The organism is Ensifer sp. Root423, assembly GCF_001426275.1.
Classification (GTDB): Bacteria; Pseudomonadota; Alphaproteobacteria; order Rhizobiales; family Rhizobiaceae; genus Ensifer; species Ensifer adhaerens.
Genome location: NZ_LMEG01000009.1, coordinates 55,841 through 79,459, shown reverse-complemented (window position 1 = coordinate 79,459; position 23,619 = coordinate 55,841). Strand labels below are relative to the sequence as shown.

Annotated in this window: 18 protein-coding genes; 6 read left to right on the top strand and 12 right to left on the bottom strand. The window is 64.1% G+C overall.

Annotation, left to right across the window (positions count from 1 at the left end):
* Positions 1-4: 4 nt before the first annotated feature.
* From ASD01_RS11130 to ASD01_RS11115, 4 genes are all read right to left on the bottom strand, one after another.
* Positions 5-2,803 (bottom strand): autotransporter domain-containing protein, encoded by a 2,799-nt coding sequence (locus ASD01_RS11130; protein WP_162250980.1) that lies wholly within the window; start codon positions 2,801-2,803, stop codon positions 5-7.
* A 309-nt stretch (positions 2,804-3,112) separates the two neighbouring features.
* Positions 3,113-4,678, bottom strand: a complete 1,566-nt coding sequence (adiC, locus tag ASD01_RS11125; RefSeq protein ID WP_060643968.1) for an arginine/agmatine antiporter — start codon at positions 4,676-4,678, stop codon at positions 3,113-3,115.
* Positions 4,679-4,700: 22 nt separating this feature from the next.
* Positions 4,701-6,995 (bottom strand): Orn/Lys/Arg family decarboxylase, encoded by a 2,295-nt coding sequence (locus tag ASD01_RS11120; RefSeq protein ID WP_200954150.1) that lies wholly within the window; start codon positions 6,993-6,995, stop codon positions 4,701-4,703.
* Positions 6,996-7,057: 62 nt separating this feature from the next.
* Entirely contained in the window at positions 7,058-8,440 is a 1,383-nt protein-coding gene (locus ASD01_RS11115) for an amino acid permease (RefSeq protein WP_082584613.1), read from the bottom strand.
* A gap of 288 nt (positions 8,441-8,728) precedes the next feature.
* Between ASD01_RS11115 and ASD01_RS11110 the strand changes: the two genes are divergently transcribed.
* Entirely contained in the window at positions 8,729-9,787 is a 1,059-nt protein-coding gene (locus tag ASD01_RS11110) for a P1 family peptidase (protein ID WP_060643966.1), read from the top strand.
* 71 nt (positions 9,788-9,858) lie between these two features.
* On the top strand, positions 9,859-10,719 hold the full coding sequence (locus ASD01_RS11105; RefSeq protein ID WP_060644004.1) for a D-amino-acid transaminase: 861 nt from the start codon (positions 9,859-9,861) through the stop codon (positions 10,717-10,719).
* A 27-nt stretch (positions 10,720-10,746) separates the two neighbouring features.
* Here the strand turns inward: ASD01_RS11105 and ASD01_RS11100 are convergent, their stop codons facing one another.
* The 3 genes from ASD01_RS11100 to ASD01_RS11090 form a co-directional block, all read right to left on the bottom strand.
* Complete coding sequence (locus ASD01_RS11100; protein WP_034790308.1) at positions 10,747-11,646, bottom strand: LysR substrate-binding domain-containing protein; 900 nt, start codon at positions 11,644-11,646, stop codon at positions 10,747-10,749.
* Between the two features lie 84 nt (positions 11,647-11,730).
* Positions 11,731-13,251, bottom strand: coding sequence for a serine hydrolase domain-containing protein (locus tag ASD01_RS11095; protein WP_060644003.1), 1,521 nt, complete (start codon positions 13,249-13,251; stop codon positions 11,731-11,733).
* 269 nt (positions 13,252-13,520) lie between these two features.
* Entirely contained in the window at positions 13,521-14,543 is a 1,023-nt protein-coding gene (locus tag ASD01_RS11090; RefSeq protein ID WP_060585763.1) for an IS110 family RNA-guided transposase, read from the bottom strand.
* A 314-nt stretch (positions 14,544-14,857) separates the two neighbouring features.
* Between ASD01_RS11090 and ASD01_RS11085 the strand changes: the two genes are divergently transcribed.
* Positions 14,858-15,898: a dipeptidase gene (locus tag ASD01_RS11085; protein WP_060643965.1), complete on the top strand. Its 1,041-nt coding sequence runs from the start codon at positions 14,858-14,860 to the stop codon at positions 15,896-15,898.
* Positions 15,899-15,923: 25 nt separating this feature from the next.
* Here ASD01_RS11085 and ASD01_RS11080 read toward each other — a convergent pair whose 3' ends face one another.
* The gene (locus ASD01_RS11080; RefSeq protein ID WP_060643964.1) at positions 15,924-16,793 is read right to left on the bottom strand and encodes a LysR substrate-binding domain-containing protein; all 870 of its coding nucleotides are present in this window, start codon (positions 16,791-16,793) and stop codon (positions 15,924-15,926) included.
* Positions 16,794-16,959: 166 nt separating this feature from the next.
* Between ASD01_RS11080 and ASD01_RS11075 the strand changes: the two genes are divergently transcribed.
* The gene (locus ASD01_RS11075; RefSeq protein WP_060643963.1) at positions 16,960-17,931 is read left to right on the top strand and encodes a quinone oxidoreductase family protein; all 972 of its coding nucleotides are present in this window, start codon (positions 16,960-16,962) and stop codon (positions 17,929-17,931) included.
* A 58-nt stretch (positions 17,932-17,989) separates the two neighbouring features.
* Here ASD01_RS11075 and ASD01_RS11070 read toward each other — a convergent pair whose 3' ends face one another.
* The 3 genes from ASD01_RS11070 to ASD01_RS11060 all read right to left on the bottom strand — a co-directional run bounded on the left by ASD01_RS11070 (position 17,990) and on the right by ASD01_RS11060 (position 19,958).
* Positions 17,990-18,670 carry a helix-turn-helix domain-containing protein gene (locus ASD01_RS11070; protein WP_063891316.1) on the bottom strand — a complete coding sequence of 227 codons (681 nt, stop codon included), beginning with the start codon at positions 18,668-18,670 and terminating at the stop codon, positions 17,990-17,992.
* 127 nt (positions 18,671-18,797) lie between these two features.
* Positions 18,798-19,043, bottom strand: coding sequence for a DUF2798 domain-containing protein (locus tag ASD01_RS11065; protein ID WP_060643962.1), 246 nt, complete (start codon positions 19,041-19,043; stop codon positions 18,798-18,800).
* Between the two features lie 45 nt (positions 19,044-19,088).
* Positions 19,089-19,958 (bottom strand): NmrA family NAD(P)-binding protein, encoded by an 870-nt coding sequence (locus ASD01_RS11060; protein ID WP_060643961.1) that lies wholly within the window; start codon positions 19,956-19,958, stop codon positions 19,089-19,091.
* A gap of 112 nt (positions 19,959-20,070) precedes the next feature.
* Between ASD01_RS11060 and ASD01_RS11055 the strand changes: the two genes are divergently transcribed.
* Complete coding sequence (locus tag ASD01_RS11055) at positions 20,071-20,964, top strand: LysR family transcriptional regulator (protein WP_060643960.1); 894 nt, start codon at positions 20,071-20,073, stop codon at positions 20,962-20,964.
* A gap of 34 nt (positions 20,965-20,998) precedes the next feature.
* Here the strand turns inward: ASD01_RS11055 and ASD01_RS11050 are convergent, their stop codons facing one another.
* Positions 20,999-21,862: a DMT family transporter gene (locus ASD01_RS11050; protein WP_060606261.1), complete on the bottom strand. Its 864-nt coding sequence runs from the start codon at positions 21,860-21,862 to the stop codon at positions 20,999-21,001.
* Positions 21,863-21,963: 101 nt separating this feature from the next.
* On the opposite strand from ASD01_RS11050, the gene ASD01_RS11045 reads away from it, so the two are divergent.
* Positions 21,964-23,379: an aminotransferase-like domain-containing protein gene (locus tag ASD01_RS11045; RefSeq protein ID WP_060643959.1), complete on the top strand. Its 1,416-nt coding sequence runs from the start codon at positions 21,964-21,966 to the stop codon at positions 23,377-23,379.
* Positions 23,380-23,619 lie beyond the last annotated feature (240 nt).

Below are 23,619 nucleotides of genomic sequence, written 5' to 3'. Positions count from 1 at the left end.
AACCTTAGAACTTGACATTGAGATCGGCTCGGACCCCGTGCTCCCGGGCCGTCGAGGCGATCTGACCCTGATAGGAAACGCTGAGCGTCGATGCTGGCGTCAGCGCGGAATCGATACCGGCCTCGAGGATGGCGCCGTCGCGCGCGATGGGCGCACCGGCGACCGAGAAGGCCTCGCTGCCGGAGAATGCCTGGGCGAGCGCAGGGGTGATGTCGCCATAGGCATGCCGCCAGCCGATCATACCGCGCGCCGTCGCCTTTGCGGCCCCGAGCTCGAAATCGGCAGATGCGCGAAGTCCCGTTGTGGTGAAGGCCATGTCGCTGGAGCCGCCATGAACGGAGAGCGCTGCCGCACCGCCCTTCTCTTTGAACTCGTTGGTGTGCACGTTGACATAGGCGAGGTTGGCGAAGGGCTCGAAAGCAATATCGCCGGCCGTGAGGGCGTATCCGAGTTCGCCAAACACCTGCGTGGTGCCGGCGCGGTAGTCCGCGGTCAGGCTGTCGACAAGCGCTGGCGAAACGAGCTGCCGGCTGCTGTCGATCTCGCTGAAGGTGTAGGCAAGACCGGACCGGAACGACAGAGCGCCCCGGACCGCGCCGCCATAGACCCCGAGATGATAGTTGTCGCTCGAGGCCTGTGAGCGGCGGTCGTCGACCTTGAAGCTGGAATGGCTGTAGCCTCCGAGGAAGCCGAGCCGCCAGCCGCTGCCGATCTCACCATCGAGACCGGCAACGAACCCGCCGGTGGATCGAGACAAGTCGGCTGCATTGCGGTCGCCGTCGGTATCCCCCCAGGACCCGAACGCCGAGCCCCACGCGCGCATGGCTTCTACCGGAGAAATCGATGCCGTGGTGATCTCGTCGGTGCCAACGATCGGCCGCGCCGTGGCGCCGACAGTTTCAAAGGCCGCACGCAACCGGTCGTTCATCCGGTTGCCGATGAGCTGGCTGTTTTCGATGAGACCCGTCACCGTGGAGCTATGAACCTCGCCCGGCAGTTGCCCGAAGAGGTCGGTTGCGGTGTGCTCGTCGAGAGTGACGGCGAGATCATGGAGTTCCGCGCCGATGCCGAGCCGCTCGATTGCCGAGGCAGCAACTGCACCATTGCGGCTCGTCGCCAGATCCGCGAAGGCCACGGCATTGCGCGCGACATCGAGATAGACGGTGTTCGGGTCGTAGGCGAGGGTGAGATCGAGGAAGGCATAGCATCCACAGTCATCTTCGAAGCGCCCGGTCACCCCGCCGAGCGCGGAGAGAATGGTGTGGCGGCCGTCGCCCTTGTAATTTTCGGGTCTGACCCTGACATCAACGGCGCCGGCGATCTCCGCCGTGCCCGTGACGTCGAGCCGGCTGGTGCCATCGGGTGCGTCGAGATTGACGAGGAACCAGCCGTCGCCCGACTGGCGATAGTTGCCGGCCAGGGTCAGCGTACCGCCCCTGCGGCCCCAGCCCGGATTGACGGCGCCGTTGTTGTCGACATTGCCGTAGATGGTACCGTTGCCGGAGAGTATGCCGTTTCCGTCAGCAAAGGTCTCGGAGGCAATGCTGCCGGCAATCGCCAGGAAGCCGCCATCGACGCGTGTGGAGCCGTGATATGTGCTGTCACCGGCCAAGATCAATATGCCGTCGCCCGATTTGATCAGCCCTCCCGCGCCGGTGATGTTATTGGACCATGCGCTTTCGCCGTCCTCGATCACGGCGTGGAAATCACCCCAGTCGAACTTGCCCGGACCTCGCACTGCCCGCCCGGCGTTGACCATGCCATAGCCAAACACGGGATCGACGCCCCGGTCGCCATAGTCGGTGGCCGTTCCCAACAGGACTTGGCGGACCTGGTCCATCGTCATGTACGGGAATGCCTGCGCGACCAGCGCGGCCGTTCCGGCCACGAACGGTGCAGCCAGGGACGTGCCGTTTTCCCTGCTGTATCCTCCACCGGGGACGGCGACCATGATGTTGTCCTGAGGATTGGCCCAGACCCATTCGCCTCTTTCCGGGTCCCAGCGCGTGGCGTCGTCTCCACCAGGTGCGGCAAGACACCAATTTACTGCAACGCCACACCTGTTCGACCAATCGGGCATGTGTGTAGGACCGGTCGCCACCACGGCGAGCCAGCCCTGTTCCAGCTCCGGGAAAAGATAGGGGAGACCCGCATCGATGGACGGTTGTGCCGCGCCGTCGTTCATCGCTGCGAAGACGAGAAGTGCACCACGCGAAACCGCGTAGCGATAGGCGGACAGATTGTTTGAGAGCGTCGCTTCGGCCCGGTCGGCCGTCATTTCTGTAATGAAGCCGTCGCCATAACTGTTGTTGATGATCTTCACGCCGCGGTCGACGAGTGTATGGATTCCGTAGTTGGCGGCAGCATTGTTGATGTAGCCCGGTATGTCGGATGCCCCTGCCTGAACGATGGTCGCGCGCGGGGCAACACCGTGCATGCCGACCCCATCGCGATTGGCGGCGATGACCGAGGCGACCGTTGTGCCGTGACCCTCCCCTACGAACGTCCAAGGCTTCTCCGGATCATAAGTGATACCCTCCGCATAGCGTCCGCCAAACTCCGGGTGGCTAATGTCGAGGCCGCTGTCGACCACGCCGACCTTGATGCCGCTGCCGTCGTAGCCCAGCATGTAGGCATATTCAGCGTGGATAGTTGCCAGTCCCCACTGGGCGTTGAACTCTGGTGTACGCCACGTTGCCGGATCGCCGGGGTCGCCCGCATCCTGTGCGAACCCGGAGGATGACAGCGCGGTCGACACGACGAGCGTGGCGATGTGAGCGGCGGTTCGGCGGTTCTTTTGCAAGGCAGTTCCCCAATGCCCGGCATCGCGGCGCATCCGTGGCGCAGGGTATTGAAGAAAAACGGAAATTCACAAGGCGGGCGCGCGAAAGCTAGTCGCGCACGCTGCTTTGGAAAATACGGCAGGTGACGTATTTCGTCGCCCGAAACCGATATTTGTGTTGGTGGATCGCGGCAGGCAACAGGCGGTTCGTCGAAGAAGCCGCGGCGACAGCGATGAGGGCACCTGAAACACGCGCGGCCGAGGTCGCGCGTTCTCGACGACATCGATGCAAGAAGGGGCGGTGGCTGCATCCACCACCCCTCCTTTTGGCTATTGCGCCGGCTGGCTCTCGGCCGGAAGCACGGCCGCCGGCGAACCGGCCGCGGGCTGGACGGTGCTTTCGACAGGCGGAACCGGCGAGCGGGTGCGCAGCGTTTCGGCGCGGTGACGGCCGACCGAAACCCAGAACAGCGCGACGAGGGCGACAATCGTCACGGTCACGGTGACATAGCGGATCCAGGTCGGGGCGTGGCCGCCGGGGTCGATGTGCTTCTCGTCGATCTCGCGCTTGCGGGTGATCGCAGCCGAATAGAAGACGATCGTCGAGATCACGAAGATCAGCGACCAGCGCGTCTGCTCGCCATCGGAACCGATCAGCGCAACGAGGCTATAGATCGCGGCCGCGAGGCCGATGATGACGTACCAGTTGTAGGTGCTTGCCGGCATCTTCTTATAGCCGAGCACCTTGATGGAGATCGCCGAGTAGATATAGGGCAGCAGCGTCATGATCACTGCGATCGAGGCGATCTTGCCGAACTGCTCGCTGGCGGTCGGCGACATCGTGGCGAAGACCTGCACAGTCATGATCACGGCAACGATCGCAAGGCCGGCCGAAGGCACGCCCTTGGAATTGACCTTGGCGAAGATCGAGCCGAAGAGGCCGTCATCGGCGGCGGCCTTTGCCGTCTGACCGACGAGCAGCGTCCAGCCTGCAAGCGAGCCCAGGCAGCCGAGTGCGGCGCAGATCGCAACGACGGCACCTGCTGTATCGCCGAGCGCCAACCGCGCGGCGTCTGCGAAAGGTGCCGAAGACGCGATCAGCTCCTTGTTCGGGATCATGCCCATGATCACCGTCGACGACAGGATATAGGCAACGGCCGCGAGAATGACGCCGCCGACGGTTGCGATCGGCACGTTGCGCTGCGGGTCGCGCACGACGCCCGCCGAGACCGACGCGCTTTCGACACCGATGAAGGCCCAGAGCGTGAAGTTGAGCGTCGCCATGATCGCCACCCAGCTGTCCTTGCCCGATACGTTCCAGCCCTCGGAGAAGGTCGCCGGCGAGAACCAGAACCAGCCGAAGATCGCCATGCCGAGGATCGGCACCAGGGCGAAGGAGGTGGTAAAGGATTGCAGCCGCCCGACGACGTTCGGCCCGAGGATGTTGGCGTAGGTGAAGAACCAGATGAGCGCCACCTGCGCCAGCGCCGAGACGAGCGGATCGCGCAGCATCGGGAAGAAGGCGGTGAGGTAACCGAGACCGGCGACCGCGAGACCGACGTTACCCACGACGTTGGCGAGCCAGTAGATGAGGTTCGTCTGGTAGCCCATGTAGTCGCCGAAGGCCTTGCGCGTATAGGCGTAGGGTCCGCCGGCAGCGGGGTCGATCGCTGCCAGCTTGGCGAAGGTCAAAGCCAGCGCGATCGCGCCGGCAATCGTGATCAGCCATCCGAAGACGGCGATGGAGCCGACTGCGGCAAGGTTTGCCGGCAGCATGAAGACGCCGGAGCCCATCATGTTGCCCGCGACCATCAGGGTCGCGGGCACGAGGCCGATCTTGGCGGATTCCGCGACGCCCGCGGATGTGGTTTTGGAGGCCGTATCGACAGCAGCCATTGTTCTCGCTCCTGAAGCCGGGTCAGCGGGTCAACACATAGACGCGATAGAGGCCGTCCTCGACCTCCACCCCGTGCGTGTCATGGGTGAAGCCCGGGAACCGGAGATCATAGGCCTCCAGCGCCTTGAGGTAGCCGAGGACCGGACCATCGGCGGGCCCAGCGTTTTCGCCCGGCATCAGCAGCGGGATGCCGGGCGGATAGGGCACGACGCCCGTTGCGACCGTGCGGCCGGCCAGATGGTCGAGCGTCACCTGTTCCACCTCGCCGCGCACCAGCCGCTCGTAGGCGCGCACCGGGCTCAGGTCCGGATGTGGCAGGACAGAGAAGCCGGCGGCCATGGAGGCGGTGGTCTTCAGTTGGTCCATCGCCTGGAACATTGTGTCGGCGAGATCCTTGAGACCCATGCCGGCGTAACGTTCCGGGTGGTCCTCAATCAGCGACGGGATGGCCACTTCGAGCGTGAGGTTGGCGTCGTAGTCGCGCTTGAAGTCGCAAAGCGCGCTGACGAGCGAGCCCCATTTGCCCTTGGTGATGCCGAGCGAGAAGAGGAATAGGATGGTGAAGTCGGTCGTCTTCTCGACAACGATGCCGCGGGCATCGAGATAGGCGGTGACGAGGCTTGCGGGGATGCCCACCGGCATCAGCCCGCCGCCGGGCGCAACACCCGGTGTGACGATCGAGACCTTGATCGGATCGAGCATGCAATAGCCGTCCTCGATCTCGCCGAAGCCGTGCCACGCTGCCCCGGGCTTCAGCATCCAGCAGGACGGATCGGTCGCGAGGGATTCCGGCGAGGCTTCATGGAAGGGGCTTGTGCGGCCGGTTTTCGGGTCGCGCACCGTATCCGGTTGCCAGCAATCGAAGAACCAGTCGCCGCGCTCGGCCGCGTCGTTGGCGAGCCGCGACATCATCAGGCGGAAGGCGACGGCTTCCTCGATCGATTCGTTGGTGAGGGCGGCACCGCCAGGCCCGTCCATCATTGCTGCGGACACGTCATTGGAAGCGATGATCGCGTAGTTCGGCGAGGTCGACGCGTGCATCATGAACGTCTCGTTGAAGATGCCGTGCGGGATGGGCTTGCGGCCGTCGCGCACGTGGATAAAGGAGGCCTGCGAAAGGGCCGCCAGCAGCTTATGGGTCGACTGGGTGGCAAAGACCGTGGGCTTGTTTGCCGTATGTGCTTTCGGGTCGCCATGCATGGCGTGCCGGTCGCGATAGATCGGGTTGAAGCGGGCGTATCCGTACCAGGCTTCGTCGAAATGCAGCCGGTCGACGCTGGCGCCGAGCAGTTCCTCGACGCGAGTGACGTTGTAGCAGAGCCCGTCATAGGTGGAATTGGTGATGATGGCGTGCTTCGGTTCCCTGTCGGCGAGGTCGGCGGCGAGCGGATTGTCGTCGATCGCCTTGCGGATAGCGACGGCCGTCAGGCGCTCCGGTGGAATCGGACCGATAATGCCGTAGTGGTTGCGGGTCGGCACCAGATAGGTCGGCACGGCGCCCGACATGGTCATCGCGTGTTCGGCGGACTTGTGGCAATTGCGGTCGCAAAGCGCGATCTGGTCGCGGCTGACGCTCGCCATCAGGATGACGCGGTTCGACGTCGATGAGCCGTTGGTGACGTGATAGCTGCGGTGCGAGCCGAAGACGCGGGCGGCGTACTTCTCGCTGGCTCCGATCGGCCCGGAATGGTCGAGCAGCGACCCGAGTTCGCCGACCGAGATCGAGAGGTCCGAGCGCAGCAGCGGCTCGCCGAAGAACTCGAAGAAGGCGCGGCCGGGCGGGGACTTGAGAAAGCCGGTGCCACCGGTATGACCGGGCGTGTGCCAGGAATATTCGTGCACCTGCGAAAACTGCGCGAGCGCCTTGAACATCGGCGGCAGCACGGTTGAGCGATAGCGCTCGATCGCCGCCTGGATGCGCCCGCCGACAAAGTCCATCGTGTCTTCGAGCATCCAGACGAAGTCGTCGACCTTGGCCATGATCTCGGCCGGAACGGTGGAGGCGACGCTGCGATCGGCAAGCAGCAGCAGCGGTACGGTGCCGTTGCGCCTGCGCAGCGCCTCGACGACTTCGATGGACTGCTCGTGGCCGTCGGGGCCGAGGTCCCAGTCGACAAGGACGCACTGGAGCGCGGGGTCGGAACGGATGACCGCTATGCCGTCATCGGCGCTTTCCGCGGTGACCACTTCGATCTGGCGGCGTTCAAGTTCCGCGATCAGCGACCGCACGGCGCGGCCGGCCGCACTTTCCTCGCTGATCTCGTCGTCAAGAACGAGTGCTTTCATGCCGAGACGGCGGTGACCCCTGTTTAACATGCTCATATCCAATCCTCTCTCTAGTTCGGTGCTAGGTGCAGGTGGGGGTATTCTTTTTGACGTCAGCCAGTGGACGGCTCCTTCCTTTCGACTGACAGGTAGACGGGCAGTGCCACGAGCAGCAGCAGGAGGCACCAGAGGCCCGCCTGAGGTCCGCTGCCGTAGACCGTCCAAAGCGAAAAGATGAAGGCGACCAGGGCATAAGGCTTGTAGGGGCCAAGGCGGAAGCCGCCCCATTCCTCGTCGCGCGGACGTGTGAGTGCCAGGAACAGCGCGCCCTCGACGAGGCTGCAGAAGACGTAAGGCACCATGGCTGCGGTGGTCGAAAGGTCGACGGCGAACCTATAGACGGCCATCAGTCCCGACACGCCCGAGGTCTGCAGAACGAGAAGGGCCGAAGCAAGTAGCATCGACAGGACGATACCCCACTGCGGCACGCCACGGCTGGAAAGGCGCCCGAAAACTGGAGGGAACAGCCCATCGCGGGCCGCTGCCATCGGCACCTGAGCCATCAGCAGCGTCCAGCCGTTGAGCGCGCCGATCGACGAAAGAACGACGGCGGCCGCAACCAGCGTGCTCCCCCACCAGCCCCACATCATGAAGGCCGCATCGGAGAAGGGAGCGGCGGAACGCGCAAGCGTTTCGCGCGGGACCGTGCCCATGACCACGAGCGTGCCTAGGATGAAGATGAGGCCGCAGCAGAGCGTGCCGAGCACGGTCGCCCGCGGGATCGTGCGTTTCGGATCATCGACATCGCCGGCCGGAACGGTGGCAGACTCGATGCCGAGAAAGGCGAACATCGTCAACGGTGCGGTCGCGGAGATCAGACCGAGCATGGACAGCCCGCTCGGGTTGATGGGTGTCAGGTTCTGCGGCTCGATCCAGAAGAGGCCGAGAAGCGCAATCGCGATGAAGGGAAGGAGTTTCAATCCGACGGTCACGATCTGGAAACGCCCGGCGCTCCTGACGCCGAACATGTTGATGGCGGCAACCAGCCACATGGCGGCGAGCGAAACCGCCGTGAAGCCGCCCGGCATATGCTGAAGGTTCGGGAAGAACACGCCGAGATAACCGGTGAAGGCCATGGCGATCGCCGGCAGCGACGCCCAGATCGAGATCCAGTAGGCCCAGGCGACCAGAAAGCCGGCAAACGGACCGAAAGCCATGCGACTGTAGGCGTAGGGGCCGCCGGTCGCGGGCCTGACGCCTGCGAGCCGCGCAAACACAAAGCCGAGGCACATGGCGGCAACCGCCATGCAGACCCAGCCGACGAGGGCTGCGGCGCCGTAGGGCGCGAGTGCGGCGGGAGAGAGATAGAAGCCGGAGCCGATGATGTTGCCGACGACGAGCGCGGAGCAAGCCCAGATGCCGAGGCTCGGCCGTGTCGCCATTTCGGGCGTCGTCTGCTGAGACCTGCCTGAGGTTGCATCAAGCGGCTTCGTCATGGATGGGAGGCTCCCTTGCCAAAGGCGAGGCGAACTTATGAACTGTTTCTTATGGTTGCAACTGCTTTATTTCACTCGACTATCAGTCGCCGCGCTGACCCATGGGCCCATGCGGAAAAGTCTCATTCGGCTCATAGCTCCACGACCGACCGCGAAGGGCGGCGTTGCAGGCTTCTCATGAAACTATTCCATTTTTGCGATGCCGTTTTGCCGCCGATACAGGTAGGGTCGCCTGCGACGAAATGACTGCTTCGCGACCGCGGTGATGGGTGAGGAAAACGGCGAAAAATGACAAATATCAAGCGTTTACGGCTTCGCGACATCGGTTTCCACCCGGGTGCTTACGAACCCGGACCGCTCAATGCGATCACTGATGTGATGGGTGTCGCGGTCGGCCATGCCACCGTTGTCGAGGCCGACTGCATCCGCACCGGCGCGACCGCCATACTGCCTCATGACGGCAACCTGTTTCAGGACAAGGTGCCGGCCGGCTTCGCCGTGCTCAACGGCTTCGGCAAGTTTGCGGGCTCCACCCAGGTAGAGGAGCTCGGCGAGCTGGAAACGCCCGTCGTTCTCACCAACACGCTGGCGACGGGACGCGCCATCGAGGCCGTCAATCGCTGGACGCTGGCGCAGCCGGGCAACGAGAAGGTCGTGTCGCTGAACGCGGTCGTCGGCGAGACCAACGACTCCCGCCTCAACGACATCCGCGCCGGTCGCCCGACGATCGACGAGATCGGCGCTGCCCTTGCCGCCGCGGAGACCGGTGCCGTCGAGGAGGGGGCTGTCGGTGCCGGAACCGGCACGGTGGCCTTCGGGCTGAAGGGCGGCATCGGTACGAGCTCGCGACTTGTGAAGGCGGCAGGCGAGGTCTTTACGCTCGGCGTGCTCGTCCAATCCAATTATGGCGGCCGGCTCACCGTCTGCGGTCGTGCCTACGAGGCGCCGGCGGCACACGACCGCGACGGTTCGATCGTCATCGTGATCGCGACCGATGCGCCGCTCTCTTCCCGCAACCTCAAGCGTCTGGCCGAACGCGCCTTCGGCGGCCTGGCCCGCACCGGCGCCGCGCTCAGCAATGGTTCCGGCGATTATGCGCTCGCCTTCTCGACGGCTGCCGCCGTTCGTCGCACCAAGGCGCGCCGGGCCGCGATTGCCGACTATCCCGATCTTCCAAACGACCTAATATCGCCGCTCTTCGAAGCGGCCATCGAGGCGACGGAGGAGGCCATCCTCAATTCGCTGACCATGGCCCGCACGACGCATGGTTTCAATGCCGCGAACGGCAAGCCGAGCACGGTCGAGGCGATCTCGCTCGAACGGCTTCGCGCGCTCAGCGAACACTGATTTGTGCCCCTGGATCGCGTTCGGTGTTGCGGTCCATGCGCCTCTGCCAAACCAATTTTTACGGAGCCTACATGTCCCAGCCGTCCATCCGCACCGTCTATCTCAACGGCGAGTTTTTGCCCGAGAACGAGGCGCGTCTCTCGATCTTCGATCGCGGCTTCCTCTTCGGTGATGGCATCTACGAGGTCACCGCCGTGCTTGAGGGCAAGCTGATCGACAGCGCATCGCATATGGCGCGCCTGGAGCGCTGCGCGCGTGAAATCGATGTGCCTTTGCCTGTATCGACCGACGAGATCGTCACGATCGAAAAGCGGCTGATCGAAGAGAACGACCTTGTCGAAGGGATGGTCTATCTGCAGCTCACCCGGGGCGCCGAGGACCGGAACTTTCTGTTCTCCGAGGATATCAAGCCGACGCTGGTGCTCTTCACCCAGGCAAAGACGCTGGTGACTGCCACCACCAAGGGGCTGTCGGTCAAGACCGTGCCCGACCAGCGCTGGGCGCGCCGCGACATCAAGAGTGTGTGCCTGCTGCCGCAGGTGATCGCCAAGCGCATCGCCAAGGCTGAAGGCTGCGATGAGGCGTGGATGATCGAGGACGGGTTCGTGACGGAAGGTGCTTCCTCCACCGCCTATCTCGTCACCGCAGACAACCGCATCGTCACGCGCGGCAACAGCCACAAGACGCTGCCCGGCTGCACCCGGCTCGCCGCTCTCGCGCTCGCCGCCGAACAGGGAATGACGCTGGAAGAACGCCCCTTCACGCTCGAAGAGGCGCTCAACGCCCGCGAAGCGTGCCTCACCAGCGCTTCGAACTTCGTTGCGCCGATCACCCGCATCGACGGCAAGGCCGTCGGTAGCGGTGAGCCTGGCCCGGTGGTCAAGCGCCTGCGCGAGCTCTATCTGGAGCGCGCACGACAGACGGCGATCTAGCTCGCCCGTGCGGGCCAGGGCTGTCGCTTAGGCGACAGCTTCCAGGCTCTGCCAGACGCGGCCGACGATCGGGCGGCGGTTTTCCTTGGCGCGATAGAGCCGGATCTCGACACTGACGTCCCAGCGCGGATCGGCGGCCCTGACCAGCGAGCCGTTCGCCAGCTCATCCGTCATCAGGCTTTCGGGCACCCAGGCGATGCCCCAGCCGGATTCGGCCATGGCTTTCAGCCCCACCGACATGCTGCCTTCGTGCACCCTTTGCGCCGGCGGCAGCTCGCGCCCGATCAGATCATCCAGAAGCTGGCCGAAGAACGACGATTTTTCGTAGCTCAGATGCGGGAACGGCTTCGTGCCGCCTTCCAGCCGGTGCAGGGGCTCCCCCGCTTCATTCGCCGCCGAAACGGGGATGATGCGTTCGTGGCCGAGCACGCGATGTTCGAAGGCCTGCGGGTCGAGCAGGTGCGGGACCTGGGTATGGGCGTAGGTCAGCAGGAAGTCGCATTCGCCGTCGACAAGCGAGTTGAGGTTTTCCTCCATGCTGCCGGAATCGGGGCGAAGTCGGGAGAAGAGCGGCCCGCTCCGGGCGTTGACCCGTGTCATCCATGCGGGAAAGAAGGTGAAGGAGAGCGTGTGCAGCGCTGTCAGCTTGATGGTGCGGGCGTCGGAGCCTTCCTCCTGCTGCAGATTGCGCCTTGCCTGGTAGAGCTGTTTCAGAGTCTCCTGCGCCACCGGCACGAATTTCGACCCCGCCTCCGTCAGGCGTGAAGGATAGGTCGCGCGGTCGACGAGCGTGGCGCCGAGCCAGGCCTCCAACTGCCGGATGCGGCGGCTGAACGCGGATTGGGTGACATGGCGCTCGTCCGCCGCCTTTGAGAAGTTCAGCGTGCTGGCGAGCGCCAGAAAGTCCTCAAGCCATTTGATTTCCACGGGCATGCACTCCTGAAGTCCGGTCCGTCATTCGCCGGCGACCGGACTTCTTTTGTGGCAGCGCCCGCGCGTCATCAAGAAAAATCAGGCGCGGCGGCGATATTCGATCATCCGGGCTCGGCTTGTCACCAGTTCGAGGTGATCGGGCCCGAGGAGATGCAGACAGATGCGCTTGACCCAGGGCCCATCGCTCAGCGTGAACAGGAAGCGACCATTGCCAAGGGGAGTGAGCTTCATGGTCTGACGTACGGGGCCGACGCCCATCAGGACCGCGCCGTTCTCGACCGTGATTTCCGCGCCTTCGCCTGAGCGCCAGACCCCGGAGAGCGACGCTGGCAGCGGCTCATGCGTCGCCGCTGGAAGCAAGCACCGTGCCGCATGGCCGACCTCGCCGACAAGGGCGGCGCCGTCGCGGCGCAGCCGGAGAGGGGATGAGGCCGAGCGCGACGAGGCCCAGCCGTCGCCGTCGTCATAGAGCGTCTCATCCGCATCGAGATAGGTACAGGTGCTGCCCTTGACCTCGACCCACCACGGACCGGCCTCCGTCACGTAGAGACCGTCGCCGAGATCGGCTGCCGGGGTCGGCAGAGGAATGCCGGTGAGCGCTGCCATGCTTTCGAGCGCGATCTTGTAACCGTTGGTGTCCTCGCGGTTGGAGACCACGACGAAGCCGGCGCGCGTTTCGGGATCGAGGAGGAAATAGGTCTTGTAGCCGGGATGTGAACCGCCATGGCCAACGAATTCGCGGCCGCCGAGCGACGAGTTGCGCAGGCCGAGCCCGTATCCTGTTGGTCGCCCGTCGGCGAGATATCGGGGCGCCTGCAACTTCTGCAGAAGACCGGCGAAGCGGCCTTCGCCACCGAGCAGCGCCTGCAGCCAGGTGGCAAGCGCCCCGGCGCTGCCGGTGAGACTGCCCGATGCGGAAATGTGCAGGCCAGCGGCAGAAAGCTGCCAGGTTTCGCCCGAGTGCCAGTAGCCGGGAACGAGGTCGCTCACCGGATCGTTCCAGACATCCGGCGCCTTCAGCGCGATGCCAAGCGGGGCCGCGATTTCCCGTTGGACGAAATCGTCGAAGCGGAAGCCCTTGTGCTCCAAAGCCGCTTCGATGAGGCGATAGCCGGTGTTGGAGTATGAGACCTCGGTGCCGGCGTCAAAGTTCAGCCGCTCCAGGCGCGAGAGGTACTCCAGCAGCGGTCCGGCCTTGGTCTCCGTGTAGACGGAAAGGCCGAGCAACGACAGGCATTCGCGGGTATCCGGCAGGCCGCCACTCATGTCGAGCGCCTGCCCGACCGTCACGTCCGCAAGTGGCGCCCGCAGTTCCGGAAGATGCTGGCCGAGCGGATCGTCGAGACCGATAAGGTCGGCATGGGCAAGCACCATCGCTGAGAAGACGTGCTTGGTGAGGGACGCATAGCGCACGACGCTATCGAGTGTGAACGGCGCGGATGTCGCGAGGCTCTCGACGCCGGCCGCATGCGAGAAGCGCGGTCCGGATGCATCGAAGCCGATGACCGCGCCGCCCGGTTCGTCTGCCACCCATTGTGCGGTCAGTCGTCTCGCAGCCGCTTCGGCGGCTTGCCAATCCAGCGATGCCGGCTTCGTCATGTCCATTCTCCATCTGTGGACGCCCCGGTGAATGCAAGAGAGTTTCGGGCGGTATTACGCGCGTAGTCGGGTGCTGACATCTGTCCGGCCTTTCGCGCGACCGTTCATCCGTCGCTGGCCCGTATGGGAGTTCGCGGATCGGGTTCCAAATCAATTCGGCGTGCTCGAAGCACTCTGGAGAATACTGGTTTTCCCGACCCCGTCTCATCGACTGTTGCGCCATACCTTCCGCTGACCTTCCTGCAACTCGACGACCTCTGGCCGGGCGGTTATGCCGCCGCAGCTGGAGCTTTATAGACGCCGCCCTTTGCCATAAGCGCCCATACGATGCGGGCCATCTTGTTGGCGAGAGCGACTGTCACAAGCATGGGTGGCTTGCGGGCAAGCATGCGCCCGAGCCACGAACCTTCTGGAGTGCCGCGCCGGCGCGCCTGCAGCACCACGGCGCTTGCACCGATGATGAGCAGGCGGCGTAGTGTTCGCTCTCCCATCTTCGATGTCTCGCCGAGCTTTTGCTTGCCGCCGGTGGAGCGCTGCAATGGTGTTAAACCCAGCCAGGCTGCAAAGTCGCGGCCTCGCTTGAAGCCCGCAGCTTCTGGGGCAAGGGCGATCAAAGCCGTCGCCGTAATTGGACCGACACCGGGAACGCTTACCAACCGCCGTGCGTCTTCGTCTTCTCGCGCACGCCGAGCGATTTCGACATCCAGTTTCTGGATGCGTTGGGCGAGCGACTTCAGAGTATCAACCAGAATGGCGAGGGCCGTGCGTGCGGCCTCCGGCAACCTGCTCCTGGAATCCTCCACGTGCAAAACAAGTCTGGTGACGTGGGTCGGGCCCTGGGCAACAATCAGTCCGTATTCCGCCAGGTGGCCCCGCAAGGCATTGATCGTCTGGGTACGTTGCCGCACCAGCAAATCGCGCGCCCGAAACACGGCCGCGCTTGCCTGTTGCTCTTCACTCTTAACAGTTACAAAGCGCATCGTCGGGCGCTGCGCGGCCTCGCAGATCGCCTCGGCATCGGCGGCATCGTTCTTCTGGCGCTTTACAAAAGGCTTTACATAGGCAGGGGCAATCAGGCGAACCGTGTGGCCGAGTTTACCGATCTCACGTGCCCAATAATGCGCGCTGGAGCAAGCTTCCATCGCGACAATGCACGCCGGCTGCACGGCAAAAAAGGCGAGCAGCTTGTCCCGCCGCAACTGCTTGCGGAAAATGACCGCGCCAGCGGCATCCGCTCCGTGCACCTGAAAGACATTCTTGGCCAAATCCAATCCAATCATGGTAACGTTCATTTCGGACGTCTCCTCTGTTGTGGCGGTTAACATCCACCATGCTGGCACATTCGATGCCGTCGAGGGGCGTCCACCCCATCAATTCTGGTCGCAGTGGTTTCCCACGCGTATCTCCGACTAAGCACGACAGAACCTCGTGCCGCCAATTCCGATTCCGGCAGGGCCTATGCACGGTTTGCATTTGCCCGGTCCGCCTGCATTGCGTTAGGCCGGCGGGGAAAAAGGGTGCGGTTCCCGCACCCAATGTCTATGGTCCGTCGGCGACTATCCATGAGTCGCACTTGAGGACAACAGGTTGAGAAGGCGATCCAGAATTGGCGACGCAAGCGAAAATCCCGGTCTTTGACGGACATAACGACGTGCTGTCGCGGCTCTGGCGTTCGCCGGGCGGCGCTGCCGAGCGCCGCTTCCTCGATGGCGTCGATACCGGGCATATCGATCTCGACAAGGCCGCGGCGGGTGGCCTTGCCGGCGGCCTCTGCGCCGTCTACGTCGCCTCGCCCGGCCTTGCCAAGGATGGCAGCGGCGAGTTTGCAACGCCCGATCAACAAAGCGCACTCGAAGCCACGCTCGGCATGACGAGCCTGCTGATGCGGATCGAACGCCAGTCGGAGGGCCGGCTGAAGATTTGCCGCAGTGCTGCCGATATCCGCGCCGCCATGGACAAGGGTGCCTTTGCCTCGGTGCTGCACATCGAGGGTATCGAGGCGGTCGGCGCCGATCTCGACGCGCTCTATGTGCTTCACGCCGCGGGTCTGCGCACGCTCGGCCCCGTCTGGAGCCGGCCGAACCTCTTTGCCTATGGCGTTCCCTTCCGCTTTCCCTCTTCACCCGATATCGGTCCAGGCCTCAGCGAGGCCGGCAAGGATCTCGTGCGCGCCTGCAACGAGCTGAAGATCATGCTTGATCTCTCGCACATGAACGAGCAGGGCTTCTGGGACATCGCCGCGCTGTCGCAGGCGCCGCTCGTCGCCTCCCATTCCAACGTGCACGCGCTCTGCCCGCATAGCCGCAACCTGACGGACCGTCAGCTCGACGCGATCAGGGACACCGGCGGTTTGGCCGGCATCAACTTCGGCGTCCTTTTCCTGCGCGCGGACGGGACCAGGAACACGGATACGCCGCTCTCGCTCCTTGTCGACCACATCGACTATATCGTCGAGCGTATCGGTATCGATCATGTGGCGCTCGGCTCTGACTTCGACGGTACGGCCATCCCTGCTGCGATGCGCAGCGCGGCCGATCTGCCGCTGCTCGTCGACCTGCTGCGCACCCGCGGCTATGACGATGCGGCGCTCGCAAAGATCTGCCACGGCAACTGGATCCGCGTGCTGGAGACAACCTGGGGCGGGTGAGCGCCGCGCTCAGCCGCGAAGGACGTTAGGTCCTTGAAGCGATCGGCAAGCCTTCGAGCAGCACGCTGATCGCGCAATCGACGACGGCCGATCGCCGATCCCTGGCAAAAAGCCCATACTGGACGGCAAACGGCTTCGGTACGGCTGACGAGGCGGGCAGCGCCCGCATCGTGCCCGCGCGTATCGCTTCCGGCGGAAGCAAACCAATGCCGAGCCCGTTCTCGATCGCGGCCTGCAGCGCCGTGATGCTCTGGCTGGTAAAAGTGATCCGGTGTTCCCGGCCCTGGTCGGCCAAGGTCTCGATCATGCGTCGGCGCCAGAGGCAGGGTGCGGCGAAGGCAACAAGGTCGATCGGTCGGGTCTCGTCGAAGGCGTAGTCCGTCGCGCAGACCCATTGCAGCTCCACATTCCAGGTGGTGAGGGCGTCGGCGGCGACCACGGAGGTTGGCACGACCATGATATCGAGGTCGCCTTCGGGCCAGGTCTTTCCAAGCGCCACGCATTGCTCGACCACCACATCGAGCCGGATCTCCTGGTAGCCGCGCCGCAGTCGACCGAGCGCTTCGGGCAGCGCCGTCGTTGCCACTTCCTCGGCCAGCCCGACCCGCACGCCACCGCTCAGGTCAGCCTGCCGCAGCCGCGCCGCCGCTTCGTCGCCGAGCGCCAGCATGCGCGTGGCATATCCGAGGAACAATTCGCCTTCGGGTGTCGGCACGACGCCGCGACCGGTGCGGGTGAAGAGTTGTCGGCCGAGCAGATCTTCGAGCCGGCGCATCTGCATGCTCAGCGCCGATTGCGTACGGCCGGTCTGGGTGGCGACGCGGTTCAGGCTGCCCTGCCGGCAGACCGCGACGAAGCTGCGAAGGAGGTCGACGCCGATCTGATCAGATATCATGAAGTTTGAACTCTGTTGTCATTGATATCAGTCTACACGGGTAACTCATGCATGGCTATCTGTCAGATGTGATCAGCGAGGAAGGCGAGGCAGCATCAGGCAGATCGGCATCGGCCGCCGCCTGGAGGCGGCCAGGACCAGCCAACTCAACCGGAGGACCAGATCCATGAAAGCTATCCGGGTGCATCAGCACGGCGGCCCCGATGTGCTCGCCTACGAAAATTTCGAACTCGGCGAACCCGGCCCGGGGGAAGTGCGCGTGCGCAACCGGGCGATCGGCGTCAACTTCGTCGACATCTATTTGCGCAGCGGAGCCTACCCGCCGCCGCAGCTTCCATTCATCCCAGGTAAGGAGGGAGCCGGAGAGGTGGTCTCTGTCGGGCCCGATGTCGAGGGCTTCAAGCCGGGTGACCGCGTTGCCTATGCCGAGGCGCTCGGAGCCTATGCCGAGGAACACAATGTGCCGGCCCGTGTCCTCGTGCATCTGCCTGAGGATATCGACTTCGAGACGGGTGCGGCGATGATGCTGAAAGGGCTGACGGCGCAATATCTGTTGCGTCGCACCTTCCGGGTCGGGGCCGGCCACACCCTCCTCGTTCATGCGGCCGCGGGCGGTGTCGGCCTGATCCTGACGCAATGGGCGAAACATCTTGGCGCAAAGGTCATTGGCACCGTCGGTTCGCCGGAGAAGGCCGAATTGGCGCGGGCCAATGGTGCGGACTACGTGATCGACTACGGCAAGGAGAACTTTGCAACGCGCGTGCGCGAAATCACCGAAGGCGAGGGGGCCGACGTCGTCTACGACAGCATCGGCAAGGCGACGTTCGAAGGTTCGCTCGACAGCCTGCGCCCCTTCGGTCATTTCGTCAGTTTCGGCGCCGCTTCCGGCCCGATCCCGCCCTTCGACATCACGACGCTGGCGCAGAAGGGATCGCTTTATGCCACCTGGCCGCTGTTACCGGCGCATCTATCGCGGCGCGAGGACGTGCTGGCGATGAGCAAGGATCTCTTCGACGTTGTCGCGCGCGGCGCGGTCAATATCCGCGTGCACGCGAGTCTGCCATTGGCCGAGGCAGCCGAGGCGCATCGCCGGCTCGAAGGACGCCAGACGACAGGCGCCTTGGTGCTCCTGCCGTAAGGCCAGCGATGGGGCGATATGTTCTAAGAACTCGTGACGGCGCTGGCTGTGGCGCCCGTCACTTGCCTTCGGCGATCCCCTCGAGCCGGTTCTCTGCCCGGGTCACGGCGAGGCTGTCGGTGGGGCTTCCTGAGGGCGCTCCGTCGCCGAAGACGTCCATGGTGCAGGTGTGCAGGATCGTGGTCGGCTCACTGGTGTGGTTCCACATCGTATGGGTGCGCAGCGACGGGAAATGAGCGGAATCGCCCGCTTCGAGAACCATCGCTTCGCCGTCCACCTCCAGCGTCAACGCTCCCTTCAGGATGAAGAAGATTTCCTCTCCCTCATGCGACATTGGCTCGCTGCGATGGCCGGGCGGCTCGTGGATAATAGTGCTTCTGAGCACGTTGCCGGGAAAGGAGGCGGAGAGCCGCTCATAGGAGACGGCCTTGCCGCTTTCTCCGCCGAGCCCATAGACCGGACGGTGTTCGCGCCGGGTAAACGGCGTCGCCACCTTCGGCGGATTGAGGAAGCTGCCGGCCTCGACTTTCAAGGTCCGGCAGACAGCGATCAGCGAGGTCAGCGACGGGACGGTGATGCCGCGCTCGATCTGCGAGATGAAGCCGACGGAAAAACCGGCCTCGTCGGCGACCTCTTGAAGCGTCATCTTCAGGGCCTTTCGCCGTTGGCGCAGGCGATCGCCGAGCGGCGGCGTTTCTGCCTCGCCGGTCGAAGCGCCGCTGGCATGGTCCGTCGTCACTGTCTGTCCCCTTCTCGTCTCTCCTCAAGCTAGGGCGCGGCCCGATTTCCTGTCAATCGTTTTTAGATATCCTAAAAATATCGGTTGCGCCCGAAAGGTCGGCTCGGGGTGAATAGCGCGAGATCGGTCAGTTGCTGCGCGGCTGTTCGACGGTCGCCGCCACGATGCGGCGCACGAACGGATGGACCACGAGCAGGCTCGGAAAGGCGACCAGCCAGGAGAAAGCCCAGGCCTTGATCCATAGTGCGAGAATATCGGGATGGATGCCGTTGCCGATGGCCGTCGAGACGAAGGAGACGATGCCCGACATCAGGACGGAAAGAACAAGCGGCATGACGATGGCCTGGTATCGATGCGGAAGCTTTTTTGACATGAGGTGAACTCCGGGGGTGAAGGGAATAGGTGCGGCCGCCGACCGTTAGGCCTGCGCCAGCTCGCTAATGAAACTCTCGAGATTGCGCGGTTCGCGCTGAAGAGCGGCGCGCAGCGTCAGGCTGTTTCCGCCAAGTCCGACTTCGGCATAGTGGGCGTGAACCTTGGACAGCAGCTCCAGCTGGTGGTCGGTGTATTTCGCGGCGATCGGTTTTGCCCATTCGTGAAAGCCGATGGTTGCCGCAACGATCGGCCGACCGAGCGCGGCGCTCATCATTCGGGCGATTTCCTCGCGGTTGTGCCGGCCCTCGGCGCTAAGTTCCAGCGTCGCATGGGCGAGCCGGTCCTCCGTGAGGGCAATGGCCGCGACTTCAGCGACATCACGGTAGTCGACACGGGCGATGCGCGTTGCTGTCGGAAACGGCTCGGCGAAGCTGCCGGTGGCAAGCACGCTCGCCCAGGCCGACCGCAGGTTCTGCATGAAGTTTGCCGGATGCAAAATGGTGTATTCGAGCGGCGAGGAATAGAGCGCGTCCTCCACCGGGATCTTTGCTGCATGGTTCTTCAGCCGCACATGGGTTGGCTGGATGACCGAGGAGAAAACGAACTTCCGGACGCCGGCGCGAACGGCGGCTTCGACCATCGATACGCCCATCGCCGCCTCGTCCGGTGCAAAGGCCGGGCCGATGTGGAAGACGCCGTCAGCGCCCTCAAGTGCCCGGTCAAGGCTGGTGCGCTGGCGCAGATCGCCGATCGCGATCTCCGATGCACCGAGCGATTTCGCAATCGTGCCCTGCGCTTCGTCGCGGATGAGGGCACGGACCCTGGCGCCGCGCCGTGCCAGTTCGGGAAGGACAAGGCCGGCGAAGCGGCCGGTGGCACCGACGACAAGGATCGGGTTGGAGCGCTGGTTCATGGGGTCTGCCTTTCGAGCCGTCGTGATGTGACGATCTCAAGCTAGTGCTGCACAACAATGCGGACAATCGACGCAAAATGTGATTTATTCTCCAGCAAAACGGGATTATCGAATGAGCCGCATCGAAGATCTGGAGGCCTTTCTGGCCATCGTCGAGCAGGGGAGCCTGACGGCCGCAGCGAAACGCCTGGGCAGACCGTTACAGACGGTCAGCCGGTCGCTCGCCATGCTCGAAGCCGATGTCGGTGTCGAGCTGGTGCATCGCACGACCCGCCGCTCGATGCCGAGCGAGGCGGGCGAGAGCTTCTATCTGCGCATCAAGCCTGCGGTGGAGGAGATACACGACGCGCGCGAGGAGGCCGCACAGCGGCGCTCCGAGCCGTCAGGCGTGCTGCGCCTTGGGGCGCCCAATCTGTTTGCGCCGCGGTTCCTGATGCCTGTGATCGCCGAGTACATGGCGAAATATCCGGAAGTCGAGGTCGATCTCGACCTCTCCGATGCCTTCGTCGATCTGGCGGCGAGCGGACTCGATCTGGTCTTGCGGATCGGCGATCTGCAGGATTCTGGCCTGACCGGCAAGCGCCTGGGCGCGCTTCGCCGCGTCGTCTTCGGCTCGCCCGCCTATTTTGCGAGCTTCGGCCGGCCGTCTCATCCGCAGGAACTCTCTGCGCATCGTTGCGTCACGCGCACGGGCGACGAGCGACCCGGCGCCTGGATGTTCACCATCGACGGGCGGGCTCGCGCCGTCAAGGTGAGCGGCGGGTTTCGCACCAACTCGATGAATGCGATCTATGCGGCGGTGGAGCAGGGCCTCGGCCTTGGCTTTTCGCCGCTCTGGCAGATCAAACATCTGATCGACGCCGGCAAGGTCGAAACCGTGCTTGAAGACTTCGAGCCGGCCCCGGTGCCGATCCATGCGCTGTGGTTGGAAGGGCGGACCCCATCTGCAAAGATCCGCCGGTTTCTCGATCTGCTCGGCGCGCGGTTGAAGCTCGACCGCCTCTGAAGGGCTTGGGCTGCGCCGCCCCGTGAAAAGCCGCCTATTTCGCGAATTTCTTGGCGCCGGCAACGCAGAGCACGATCGCGCCGGTCGCGGCCAGCATGCTCCAGCTGACCGGCTCGCCGAGAAGTGTTGCAGCGAGTGCCAGGCCGAAGAAGGGCTGCAGCAACTGCAACTGTCCGACGCCGGCGACGCCGCCGAGCGCAAGGCCGCGATACCAGAAGACAAAGCCGACGAGCATGCTGAAGAGCGAGACATAGGCAAGGCCCGCCCAGGCGCCGTTGGTGACGGCTGCGAAGGAGGCCGGCAGCGTGAAGAGCGTCAGCGCCAGCATGATCGGCAAGGACAGGACCAGCGCCCAGCAGATCACCTGCCAGCCGCCAAGCTTGCGCGAAAGGCTGGCGCCTTCGGCATAGCCGAGGCCGCAGACAATGATGGCGCCGAGCATCAGGAGGTCGCCGACGGGCGATGCGGCAAAGCCCTGCACCAGCGCGAAACCGACGACCGCGGCGCTGCCGAGCGAGGAAAAGAGCCAGAAGGCTGGGCGCGGCCGCTCGCCGGCACGAAGCACGCCGAAGATCGCGGTTGCCAATGGCAGAAGTCCGACGAAGACGATCAGATGCGCCGAGGTGACGTGCTGCAAGGCCAGCGCGGTTAGCAGCGGAAAGCCAAGCACGACGCCGAAGGCGACGATTGCCAGCGAAACGAGATCGGCCTTCGCCGGTCGCGGCTGGCGGAAGATGAGAAGCAGCAAGAGGCCGAGCAGGCCGGCGATCGCCGCGCGCGCGACCGTCAGAAACACCGGATCAAAGTCCATCACTGCGACGCGGGTCGCTGGCAATGATCCGCTGAAGATCAGCACCCCGAGAAAACCGCTCATCCAACCGTCTGCCGTCTTGTCCATAGCATTCTCCTTTTTCGTCTGTATCCGTCGAACGGACTGGCTCTGCCAGAGACAATGCGGTACAGTTTTGCAAAACTGTATTGGATGTATGAGCAGTACGGATGGCGGTTCAGGAGTTGGAGCTCGGCAGCGAAACGCTGCTCGAAGGCGTGATGGCGACGATCCGGCAGCGGATCGCCGGGCGTGTCCTAACGCCGGGGGCGAAGCTTCCGTCGATCCGCGCCTTCGCCAACACCATGCGCGTTTCGAAATCCACCGTCGTCGAAGCCTATGAACGGCTGGTGGCCGAAGGTGTCATTCGCTCGAAGCCCGGCGCCGGCTTCTTCGTGGCGGCGCCGCTGGCGCCTCTGTCTTTGGCCGAGATCGGTCCGCGGCTCGACCGGGCCGTCGATCCGCTGTGGGTGTCGCGCCAGGCGCTGGAAACGGGCGATAGCGTGCTGAAGCCCGGCTGCGGCTGGCTGCCGCCGAGCTGGATGCCGGAAACTGCAATCCGCCGTGCTCTTAAATCGGCATCCAAGCTGGAGGCGAATGGGCTGACGGACTACGGAACGCCGCTTGGCCATCGGCCCTTACGCCAGCTTCTGGCGCGGCGTCTCGGCGAGCACGGCGTCGAGGCATCGCCCGACCAGATCATCCTGACAGAATCCGGGACGCAGGCGATCGATCTGCTCTGCCGCTTCCTGATTGAGCCAGGCGATACGGTCGTGGTCGACGACCCCTGCTATTTCAATTTCCATGCTCTGCTGCGCGCCCATCGGGCAGAGGTCGTGAGCGTGCCCTATACGCCTTCGGGGCCTGATCTCGAGAAATTCGCTGAGGTTCTCGCAACCCACCGGCCGCGGCTCTACATCACCAATTCCGGGCTTCACAATCCGACAAGCGCCACGCTCTCGCCGGTCGTCGCCCATCGTCTGCTGAAGCTTGCCGAACAGGCCGGGCTGACGATCGTCGAGGACGATATCTTCGCCGATTTCGAGCATACGCCGGCGCCGCGGCTTGCCGCCTTCGACGGGCTCGAGCGTGTCGTGCAGATCGGCAGCTTCTCCAAGACTCTCTCGGCCTCCATCCGCTGCGGCTTCATCGCCGCGCCGCGGGGGTGGATCGAGGGGCTGGTCGACCTGAAGATCGCCACCACGTTCGGTGGGCCGAGCCTTGCGGCGGAGCTGGTTTTTGCGATGCTCAAGGACGGCAGCTACCGCAAGCACATGGAGGCACTGCGCGAGCGCCTAGCACGGTCGATGAACGAGACGGCGGCGCGGCTCGGCGAGATCGGTATCACGCCATGGATCGAGCCGCAGGTCGGCATGTTTCTCTGGTGCCGTTTGCCCGATGGCATCGACGCGGCCGAGGTGGCGCAGAAATCACTGCAGCAGGAAATCGTGCTGGCGCCCGGCAACGTCTTTTCTCACGCCGGAACCGCCAACGGCTTCATGCGCTTCAATGTTTCCCAGTGCGAGGACGCGCGGCTGTTCAAGGTCCTGCCCGCGATCATGCGCCAATGCGTCGTCGGGCGCTGAAGTTGACCTGTCCGGTTCATTGCGCCACTGCACGTTTTGCAGGCAATCGCCGGCATCTACTGACGCTGGATCTTTGATCGCAGACTTGCCGCCCTGCTTTGCCGCGGAGTCGGGCAGGTTTTGCCTATTTTTTGTGCGAATCGCTGCTTCCTTGCGCTGTGGTATCGGTTCGGCAGCCCTCACACCTGCCTCTAATGACCCTTTTTCTGGATTCTCGACGCTTAATCCGAGTTGGCACGA

Excerpts from the sequence above, each read along its gene's own strand:
- adiC (WP_060643968.1), bottom strand. The coding sequence starts at position 4,678 with ATGGCTGCTGTCGATACGGCCTCCAAAACCACATCCGCGGGCGTCGCG.
- ASD01_RS11120 (WP_200954150.1), bottom strand. The coding sequence starts at position 6,995 with ATGTTAAACAGGGGTCACCGCCGTCTCGGCATGAAAGCACTCGTTCTT.
- ASD01_RS11115 (WP_082584613.1), bottom strand. The coding sequence starts at position 8,440 with ATGACGAAGCCGCTTGATGCAACCTCAGGCAGGTCTCAGCAGACGACG.
- ASD01_RS11110 (WP_060643966.1), top strand. The coding sequence starts at position 8,729 with ATGACAAATATCAAGCGTTTACGGCTTCGCGACATCGGTTTCCACCCG.
- ASD01_RS11105 (WP_060644004.1), top strand. The coding sequence starts at position 9,859 with ATGTCCCAGCCGTCCATCCGCACCGTCTATCTCAACGGCGAGTTTTTG.
- ASD01_RS11095 (WP_060644003.1), bottom strand. The coding sequence starts at position 13,251 with ATGACGAAGCCGGCATCGCTGGATTGGCAAGCCGCCGAAGCGGCTGCG.
- ASD01_RS11090 (WP_060585763.1), bottom strand. The coding sequence starts at position 14,543 with ATGAACGTTACCATGATTGGATTGGATTTGGCCAAGAATGTCTTTCAG.
- ASD01_RS11080 (WP_060643964.1), bottom strand. The coding sequence starts at position 16,793 with ATGATATCTGATCAGATCGGCGTCGACCTCCTTCGCAGCTTCGTCGCG.
- ASD01_RS11075 (WP_060643963.1), top strand. The coding sequence starts at position 16,960 with ATGAAAGCTATCCGGGTGCATCAGCACGGCGGCCCCGATGTGCTCGCC.
- ASD01_RS11065 (WP_060643962.1), bottom strand. The coding sequence starts at position 19,043 with ATGTCAAAAAAGCTTCCGCATCGATACCAGGCCATCGTCATGCCGCTT.
- ASD01_RS11060 (WP_060643961.1), bottom strand. The coding sequence starts at position 19,958 with ATGAACCAGCGCTCCAACCCGATCCTTGTCGTCGGTGCCACCGGCCGC.
- ASD01_RS11055 (WP_060643960.1), top strand. The coding sequence starts at position 20,071 with ATGAGCCGCATCGAAGATCTGGAGGCCTTTCTGGCCATCGTCGAGCAG.
- ASD01_RS11050 (WP_060606261.1), bottom strand. The coding sequence starts at position 21,862 with ATGGACAAGACGGCAGACGGTTGGATGAGCGGTTTTCTCGGGGTGCTG.
- ASD01_RS11045 (WP_060643959.1), top strand. The coding sequence starts at position 21,964 with ATGGCGGTTCAGGAGTTGGAGCTCGGCAGCGAAACGCTGCTCGAAGGC.